8 protein-coding genes are annotated in these 8,516 nt (G+C 71.1%); 4 read left to right on the top strand and 4 right to left on the bottom strand.

Annotated elements, in window-relative coordinates; all coding sequences use genetic code 11:
• Positions 1–206, top strand: a 206-nt coding sequence (locus ABZ281_RS26040; RefSeq protein WP_356659191.1) for a hypothetical protein, incomplete at its 5' end; no start/stop codon positions are given.
• Positions 207–335: 129 nt separating this feature from the next.
• Here ABZ281_RS26040 and ABZ281_RS26035 read toward each other — a convergent pair.
• From ABZ281_RS26035 to ABZ281_RS26020, 4 genes are all read right to left on the bottom strand, one after another.
• Positions 336–1,061 (bottom strand): hypothetical protein, encoded by a 726-nt coding sequence (locus ABZ281_RS26035; protein WP_356659189.1) that lies wholly within the window; start codon positions 1,059–1,061, stop codon positions 336–338.
• A gap of 138 nt (positions 1,062–1,199) precedes the next feature.
• Entirely contained in the window at positions 1,200–3,611 is a 2,412-nt protein-coding gene (locus ABZ281_RS26030; protein WP_356659187.1) for a Helicase associated domain protein, read from the bottom strand.
• 38 nt (positions 3,612–3,649) lie between these two features.
• Positions 3,650–4,231 carry a terminal protein TpgA1 gene (locus ABZ281_RS26025; protein WP_356659185.1) on the bottom strand — a complete coding sequence of 194 codons (582 nt, stop codon included), beginning with the start codon at positions 4,229–4,231 and terminating at the stop codon, positions 3,650–3,652.
• Between the two features lie 19 nt (positions 4,232–4,250).
• A complete protein-coding gene (locus tag ABZ281_RS26020; protein WP_356659183.1) occupies positions 4,251–6,776 on the bottom strand; it encodes an XRE family transcriptional regulator in 2,526 nt (841 codons plus the stop codon).
• Positions 6,777–7,040: 264 nt separating this feature from the next.
• Here ABZ281_RS26020 and ABZ281_RS26015 point away from each other — a divergent pair, with 264 nt between their 5' ends.
• From ABZ281_RS26015 to ABZ281_RS26005, 3 genes are all read left to right on the top strand, one after another.
• Positions 7,041–7,673, top strand: a complete 633-nt coding sequence (locus ABZ281_RS26015; RefSeq protein WP_356659181.1) for a hypothetical protein — start codon at positions 7,041–7,043, stop codon at positions 7,671–7,673.
• 77 nt (positions 7,674–7,750) lie between these two features.
• Positions 7,751–8,140 (top strand): DUF6354 family protein, encoded by a 390-nt coding sequence (locus tag ABZ281_RS26010; protein WP_356659179.1) that lies wholly within the window; start codon positions 7,751–7,753, stop codon positions 8,138–8,140.
• Between the two features lie 112 nt (positions 8,141–8,252).
• Positions 8,253–8,402 carry a hypothetical protein gene (locus ABZ281_RS26005; RefSeq protein WP_356659177.1) on the top strand — a complete coding sequence of 50 codons (150 nt, stop codon included), beginning with the start codon at positions 8,253–8,255 and terminating at the stop codon, positions 8,400–8,402.
• Positions 8,403–8,516: the final 114 nt, after the last annotated feature.

Raw genomic sequence — 8,516 nt, 5'->3', positions numbered from 1 at the left:
GACGCGTCCCGCCGCATCTCGCGGGCGATGCCCTCGGCGACCGCGTCCCGGTCGAGGGCTTCGATCAGCTCACTGCGGTTCATGTGCGGTACTCCGTGCTGTTCGGGTTGCCGCGCCTGCTGGGCGGACGCGACGCTTGTGCCGTCATCCTGTCACCGGGGTCTGACAGTGAGGTCGCTCGGGGCGTGGCCCACCCCCCCCTTTGACCGGACAACGACCTCGCTCCCGCATGGCGCGCCGAGGCATCCACTCGTCGCCAACGCCGGGCTGACCGTCGCGGGCAGCGCGGCTGATCTGTCGTGCAGCGGGGGCCCCGAGCGCGGGGGGCGGAGGGGTCAGTCCGGTTCCGGCGAGGTCGTGGGAGTGGCGGGCGGGTGGGAGGTGTGCTGACGCGGCAGGTGCGTGGCGAGCGAGCCGGCCGATGCCCGTGCAAGGAGGTCGAGAGCGTCGTCGTTGAGCCGTTGCGCTTCGGGGACGGCTGCCTCGCGCTGCGCTGCCTCGGCGTCGGCCAGGTCCGAGGCCCGGGCGGTCTGCAGCGCGTTCTCGATGTGGGTTATGCGGTCTTCGACCGCCTTGAGTGCTGCTGTGAGGCGGTCGCGGAAGACGTGGTCGGCCTCGGGATCGGCGGGGGCCGGTGTGCTGGCGTTGAGGGTGTGGCTGCGCTCGGACAGCTCTGCGTGCCGGGCGAGGAGTTGGGTGAGTGCGCGCGCTTCGGCGGCGAGGGTGAGCCGTGTCTCCTCGTCGCGCAGGGAGGTGCCGGCCTCGGTGACCGCGGCGATCCTGGCCTGGAGGGGCTTGAGGTCGTCCGGCAGTTCGCGCACTTCCTCCACCTGGTACCGGCCGCGGTATGTGACGGCTGCGGCGTAGCCCTCTCGGTAGCACAACCAGCGGTAGGACTCGCCGCGGTCGAAGAGACCTGGCCGCTTGCCGGCCCACGCGGGGCGCGCGGGGACGTCTCCGTGCGCGGGAGGCAGGAGCTCGGGCGGGATCCCGGCGATGAGGGCGGCCTGGCTCGCCGGTACGGACGGGTCGATGGTCACGCGGTATCGCGGTGCGGGCATGGAGGGTTCCTGGGTGGGTGAGAAGAGTCGTCCGCCCGGCTGCGGTAGCTGGTCGACGAATTGAGCACGGGGTGGGTGCGCACCGTTCGTGGCCGGGAGCTTCGCCGGCGGCGGGCCGGGTCTTTCGAGGAGCTTGGTTCAGGCGCCGGGGGTGGCTGTGAGCGTGGCGGGCGGCTGCGGGTGGCGGGTAATGCCGACGGCGGTGACGGCCTGGAGGTGTTCGGGGGGCAGGGTGTCCCAGCGTTTGCGGAGGTTCTTGAGCCACTGGCCGACCTTGTACTCCTCACCGTCGACGGTGACGGTGTCGCGCTGGCGGATGTGGACGTGGCCTTCGCGGTCGCGGAAGGCGGCGACGGCCGCCAGGCCCTGGTCGAGCATCCTCTGCTGGCGGGCGGCGCGGCCGGTGGGCTGCGGCGGCTCATCTTCGGCGGGTTCGATCAGGGTGACGCCCAGTTCGCGCACGAGCCGGAGCTGCTCGGGGTGGAGGGTGTGGTAATCGGTGTTCTGGGCGCGGACCCATTCGCCGAGGGGTTCGTCGTCGTCGGTGATGAAGTCCGCGGGGAGGTCGTCGAGGACGATGCTCGCCTCGGCGTAGGCGCGGGCGGTGTAGTAGAGGCGCTGCCAGGTGATCGGCCAGGCGGGGTTCCAGTACGGGTCGATCTCGGCGAGCGCGGTGTCGGTGGGGTCGGGTTCCAGTCCCTTTTCCGCGCGGGTGCGTGCGGCGGCTCGACGGTTGGTGAGCCAGCGGCCGAAGGCGTAGTCGCCGATCATCTCGTCGCTGGGAACGGCGAGGTGGCCGCGGCGGGCAGCCCAGTTGCGGGCGTGAAGGAGTCCGCGTTCGGCGGCCTGGGTCTGGAGGTTCCAGATGATGCCGAGGTGTTCCAGGGACTTGATCTGGGCGGGCTTGAGGGTGCCGGCCGCGTACGCCTTGCGCATGCGGTTGATCCAGCGGCCCAGTGCGAAGCCGTTCTCGTCGTCGTGGAGGCGGGGGACGTCGAGGTGCCCGTAGGTCTGCTGGTAGGCGGTGGCCGCTTCCAGGCCGCGGCGGAAGGACGCCTCGCGGGGATGGAGGACGCGCAGCCGGAACGCCTGGGCGATGGTGTCGGCGGGGAAGGGCCGGTCGAAGACGACGTCCACGGGCACGCCGGTCTCCTCGTCCTCGTCGTCCAGGGCCGGGTGGGCGGGCTGCTGGGGAACGGCGAGACGGTCCGCGATGCGGTCGTCGTGCGCGCGCAGGGCCTGGAGGACCCGCCAGAGCGGCCGGTACAGGTTGGAGCCCATGAGGTCGTCGGCGTCTTCGCCGGGGGCGACGTAGACGGGAACGATGAGGGTGGCCTTCTTGCCCTGGCCGGGCTTTTGGCGAAGGGCGCGTCCGACGGCCTGGACCGTGTCGACGACCGACTCCTTGGGGTCGGCGAAGACGACCGTGTCGATGCTGGGGATGTTGACGCCTTCGCCGAGAAGGCGGGCGTTGGCGATCACGGTGCGGTGGGCCGGTTCGAGGAACTCGCCGGGGCGGCCGTCGAAGCGGTCCAGGAGCTCGCGGCGGTAGGCGGGGTCCTGGGTGCCGTCGAGGCCGGCCGCCCACAGCTCCCCCGGGTCGGGGCAGCTGGTTCCGGTCTCGTCGAGCGCGTAGAGGCGGGCTGCGGTCTCGGGGAGGGTGGCGGCGAAGGCGTGGGCGTCGGCGACGCGGTGGTGGAAGGAGACGACGCGGCGCAGGTCGAGCTCGGCCATGGCGCGCAGGACGGCGATCTGGAGGGCGGCCTGGCGCAGCTCGGCTTCGGTGGCCTTGTCGGAGATCCCGAGGCGGGTGCGGATGGTGGTTTCGTGAACTTCCATGACGACGACGCGGTAGTCGGCCAGGAGGTCTATGTCGATGGCCTCGGCGAGCGGGAGACGGAAGCAGGTGTCGCCGTAGAGGGCCGGGTTGTCCATGGACGCGACGAGCGAGTCGTCCTCGTCGTCACCGGGCTCGCCGGCTGACCAGATCCTCGGGGTGGCGGTGAGGTAGAGGCGCTTGTGCGCGGGGATCAGCTCGTCGTCGTGGACGGCGGCCCAACGTTTTCCCACGTCACCACTGGTGCGGTGGGCTTCGTCGACAGCCACCAGCGACCAGGTGGGCAGACCGAAGCGGTGGTGGGCGTCTTGGACGCGGTGCAGGGAGTGGTAGGTGGCGAAAACCGTCAGGCCGGGGTTCTGGCGGACGGCGGTTGTCAGGGCGGCCGGGTTGGTGGTGAACGCGACGGACTCGCCCGCGGTGTTGGGGCGTTTGGAGCACAGGGCGAGGACCGGGCCCCTCATGCCGGCGGTGCGCCAGTCGTCGATGGTCTGGGCGAGGAGCTCCAGGGTGGGCAGCAGCACCAGCCGGGTGCCCTGGGGGGCGACACGGGCGGCGGTGCGCGCGGCGACGTATGTCTTACCGGTGCCGCAGGCCATCACGACGGAGGTCCGGGCGGTGAGGCGCAGCGCGGTGTGCGCGGCGTGGACGGCCTTGGACTGATGCGGGCGCAGCCTGATTCTGGGCGGCGTGCCGGTGGTGGTCGCGGTCACGGGGTGGCCGGTCCTTTCAGCCGGGTGCGGGCGGCGGGTCAGGTGATGCTGAACTTGATGTGGTCGATGCCGGTCAGTGCGACCGACTGAAGGGACGTGGCGCGCGAGCCGCCGTCGGTGAAGTAGTCGTCACGCAGCCCGTCAGCGACGATCTGGGCGAGGTCCTCCTCCGAGGCGCCGTTCTCCTTGGCTTCGAAGAGGGCTGCGGCGGTGGCGGCGTCCAGGCGGCGGCTGAGGCGCCGGTATCTGGGGTCGTTGGTGGTGCCCTTGGGGCTCTTGAAGCCGAATTTGCCGCGCACGTCAACCTTGATGCCGCCGGTGGTGACGGCGGCCTGGAGCTTCTTCGTCTTGACGATCGGCTGCCAGAGCTGTTTGACCGTGGCTTCGATGAGGGCGGCGGTCTCGGGCTTCGCGGTCTTGATCTCGTCGTCGCGGTAGCGCTCGACGGTGCGCTGGGACTTGCCGATCTTCTCGGCGACGGCGCGGGCGGCCTCGGCGCGGCTCACGCCCTTCCCCTCCTGCTTGAGCAGGAATCGGATCCGCCCGCCGAGCGTCTTGGGGATCGGCTGGGAGAAGGCGGTCTCGGCGGCCTCTTCCAGGCGGTCTTCGATCAGTCCCACAGTCAGTCAGCTTCCTTGTTCAGGCCACGCGGACGAGCGAGGCGTCCTTGATCTCGTTGGCGATGTTCACTCCGTCGACGAGCAGGTCCAGCGCCCAGTCGATGGTCTGGGAGCCTTGGTGCTTGACCGAGCCCGGGTTGACGCCGAGACGGAACCCGCCCCGGATCGGCTCGCCGTCGGGGCCGAGCAGAACGGGCAGCGGCGACAGGCCGTCGATCGCGTAGACGACGCAGTCGTTGTTGACGGCGAGCGGGTACCGGTTCGCCGTGGTGGCGAGGTTCTGCATCTTGCGGTGCATGTTGGTCCGCGCCTTCGACAGGATCATGGCGCGGATGTCGGGCCGCCACGTCAGCCGTTTCAGGGCCGGCCACGGATCGCCGAAGACGTGGTCGACGCCCATGTTCGGGCGCTGGCGCAGCTTGCCGATTCCGGACTTGGCGGTGGCCTTGATGGCGTTGGCCAGGGTCACCAGGATCGGGTCGCCGTCCTTGTAGTCGGCCATGGCCGCGAGGAAGGCTTCGTCGTCGAGGTCCTGGGTGACGCCTAGGTCGGCCATCACCGTCAGGTAGGCGTTGCGGAGGGTGTCGTACCAGGGCTGGAGGTAGGGGCTGTGGGTATCGCGGACCCAGGCTTCCATGGGGCGGACGTCGGCGCCCAGTTCGACGGCGTAGGCGACGGTGGGGGTGGCGTACCAGGCGGGGCCTTGGGGGCGTTCACCGCTGGAGGTGAAGGGACTGGGCAGGCGCGGGTCGGTCTCGACGTGGGAGAGGTCCAGGTACCAGGAGCCGGGCAGGTCGGGGTCGAAGGCGGGGTTGCGGGGGTAGTGGATGGCCGGGCCGGTGCCGACGTGGAGGCGTCGGCAGGCGGCGAGGAAGGCCACCTGCACGTCGAGGGCGGCGACGTGGGTGCACGCCCGTTCGTCGTCGGTGATCAGCTCGGCGGGGCGGACCCAGATGCAGGCTTCCTCGTCGAGGGCCTCGCTGGCGGGCCTGGAGCCTTCCTCGGGGTAGTCGGCGGCGACGACGGGGTGTTCGTCGGGTGCCTCGCACGGGGCGGGCTCGACGACGGTGTGGAGGGTGTGGGGCACCTTCGCCGAGACGTACTTGTTCTCCTTCTCGCTCCACTCGGCCTTGGTGGGCGGGCGCAGCGCGGTCATGAGTTCGTCGCCGGTGACCGCGAGGGTGCCGCGGGGGGTGATGACCAGGCGGGCGTAGGTGCCGAGCATGGCGGCGAGGTCGGCTGCGGACAGGTCCCCGGCCTTACCCCAGGCACGGGTCTCCAGCGCGCCCCAGGGCACGAGGGCGAGCTGCACGCAGTGGCGCTTGCCGTCGAGGCGCTTGAAGATCCTGGCCCAGGGGCCGAAGCCGGACTTGGTGAGCTCCCAGCCGGCCTTCGTGATGTTCTTGACGATTTTGTCGTCGGCCGGCAGGCGCAGCTCCTCCTGGTCCGCGAGGTTGGTGGGCAGGCTGAAGTGGGCCACGGCTCCTTCGGTGAGGATGAGCAGCGGGTCCTGGTCGAAGCCGTTGTCGTGGAGCTTGGCTGCCCCCAGGCGGATCTTCTTCTTGTCCAGTGCCCAGGCGGCCAGGGCCTGGAGGGTCTTGGCCGGGCACAGGAGCGTGCGGCCGTCGACGAGGTGCGCGGTCAGGGTGCCGTCGGTGATGTCGAGGACGGCCAGCGGGCCGTCGGCGTACTCCGGGGGCACCGGCTTTACGGCTGGCTTCTTCACCGTTTTGCGGCGGGAGGCCGGGGCGGCGGCCGGGCGGCGCGGCGCTGCCGGCGCTGGGGCGGAGGGCGCGGCGGCAGCGGGGAGCGCCGGAGCCGGAGCGGCGCCCGGTACGGCGGCTGCCCGTGTGGCGGCCGCCGGTGCGGCGGAGGCTGTGGCGGCCACGGTGGGCGTGGGCGTCGGCGTCTCGTTCCGCGGGGTGGGGGCGGGAGCGGCCGAGGCGGTGGGCCGGGTGCCGCAGCGGGGCATGCCCATGGCGGCCATGGCCTGGAGGTACACGTGGCGGGGCTGGCCCTCCACGACGCTCGACGTCGGTTGCCCGCAGCGGACACAGAGCCGGGTGACCCCCTCCGGCAGGTGAATGAAGGATTCGGGCACGTCGAACTCCGGCTGCGCCGTCTCCGTGAGGGCCGGAGCGGGATCGGGGTCCGGCCAGGACAGCTCGGGAGGGTCCTCGATGTCGAAGTCGAACTCGAGAGGGGTCGCCTCCGCGGCGGCCGCGTCAGGCGCCGGCTCGGGCTCGGGTCCGGGTTCCAGGTTGGCGGAGTCGTCCTGCGCACCAGCGCGGGCGAGCTCGGCGGCGAAGTAGGCGAGGATCCTGGCGTACCGCTGTCCCTTCTCGCCGCGCGGTGTGCGGGGAGGGTCCGATTCCCAGGTCCACACCGTCTCGCGGCGCACATCGTTGGCCTGGCCCATCTGCGTCACCGTCCAGCCGAACGCCTCGCGGAGCCTGACGCGTTCTGCCGGGTCCGGCAGTGGCGGCACCGGGCCGTCGAACGGGATCCGGTCGAGTACGGCCGCTACCGGGTCGCTGGCCCCCATCTCCACCTCCACTCTCACCATTCAAATCTAACGCGAATCTAACGCAGCAATCACGGTCGACGCAAGCGCCTTGCTGGTGTTCCAATATGTATTGTGATCGTTGCCTGATTAGTTTTCAAGATGTATTGTCATTTCTCGTTGGTCAGGGCCGCCGCGAAGACAGCGGCCGCGCCCAAGGAGGCCGTGCACACCGGAACTTGCCCGTCTCCTGGTCCGCCGGGATCTTCCTCCCGCCTCCGACATGACACCTGAGGAGTACGCACCATGCCCTTTCTGTCCCCCGAGCCAGGGGAACCCGCCGCTGCGGGGTCGAGGATCGTCGTGGAGGCCGGCGACATCCTGATGCGCCGCAGTCTCACCGATCACGCCCCCGCAGCCCAGGTGCACGTGATCGAGGCAGCCAAGGCCCTGGAGGACTTCCGTCTCGGCCACGCCGCCGCGCTGGAGCGCGCCGAGGCCCTCCTCGACCGGGCGATCACGACGTTCCAGGAACGCACCGGCGAGCATGACGAGGCCGCCTGGCAGGCTGCTGCGGTCTACATGGTGGAGCTGTGGGCGACGCGTTTCAGCGCGGCCCGCCTGACCGCGTTCGACCCGGCCCCGCCACCGCCGTCCCGGTTCACCCCGGCACATCCGCTGCGGCTGGAGACGGTCAGCCGCGAGGCCCACGACCACCTGCTTCGCGCCGGCCGGTGCCTTGAGCGCACGGTGCGCCGCCTGGACGAGACGGACGTGGTCCGCGCGCAGCACGGCATGCACGAAGCCGCCCGGCTGCTCCATGACCAGCTCGACGGGCTGTCCATGCCGCTGTGGGTGCTCATCGGCAGGTTCTGCGCCGAGATCCAGGCGGAGAACCTCCGCATCCGCAAGGCTCCCGCCCCCGGGGCCACGGCCTGAGACCCCCGTTCCTACGCTCGTCCCCGGGCGCGCCCGCCGCCCGGCACCAACCCTTCGCCATTGTTAGGGAGTTCCCCATGAGCGCCAGCCCCTCCCCCGTCTCTTCCACCGTCGGCCCTGTCCGGGTCGGACAGCTGTGGCAGGACATGGCCCCCGACATGGTCGACCGCGAGCGGATGCTGCGCGTTGTCGCCGTGACGGAGACACACGCCGAGTGCGTCATCGAGCGCGACACGCGGGGCACGGGCGGCCGCAAGACGCGGCCGCTGGCCCTCAGGCGCTTCGCGACGAGCGCGTTCAGGCTGATCGAGGACGTCATCGACGGCGCCGACCAGGCCCGCTACGCACGCTTCCTGGCGGCGATGACGGACGTGCAGGGTGCCAACCCGTCGCCCGTGGAGTACGCGAGGGCGGCACTGCGTGTGCACAACGAGCTCACCGCCGAGGCGGCGAAGGCCCACCACTGACCGGCCCCGCGAAACCCGCTGTCGCCCGGGCGCCTTAGCGAAGGCGTCCGGACCGAGGGGGGACGCGGCTTCGGGGCAGCCGCTCGACTCCCCCGGAAGGCATGCAGGCTCCGTGCTGCCCCCCTACATCCGGTACTCGGCCGACGCCAAGAAGCTCTACGAGGACGAGGTGCCGTTGCCGATCGTCCTGCCCAACTCGGTGCCCTCCGTGGACTACCGGAAGGTGATGACGCACCTCGGCTTCGTCGACCTGGCGGCCTGAGCGTTCCACTGGAAACGGCGGTGGCCCCCCACCCGCAGAGGGGACGCTGTTGGTTAATTCGGGCCCGTGCGTGACGTCGGGGGCCCCAGACGGGGGGTGGTGGTGGGTGGCGGC

Source organism: Streptomyces sp. NPDC006265 (assembly GCF_040613555.1).
GTDB lineage: Bacteria > Actinomycetota > Actinomycetes > Streptomycetales > Streptomycetaceae > Streptomyces.
Note: the sequence above shows the minus strand (reverse complement) of the source record. Positions and strands in the feature narration are given on the sequence as shown.

Coding starts and splice junctions, on each gene's coding strand:
- ABZ281_RS26035 (WP_356659189.1), bottom strand. CDS start 1,061: ATGCCCGCACCGCGATACCGCGTGACCATCGACCCGTCCGTACCGGCG.
- ABZ281_RS26010 (WP_356659179.1), top strand. CDS start 7,751: ATGAGCGCCAGCCCCTCCCCCGTCTCTTCCACCGTCGGCCCTGTCCGG.
- ABZ281_RS26020 (WP_356659183.1), bottom strand. CDS start 6,776: ATGGGGGCCAGCGACCCGGTAGCGGCCGTACTCGACCGGATCCCGTTC.
- ABZ281_RS26015 (WP_356659181.1), top strand. CDS start 7,041: ATGCCCTTTCTGTCCCCCGAGCCAGGGGAACCCGCCGCTGCGGGGTCG.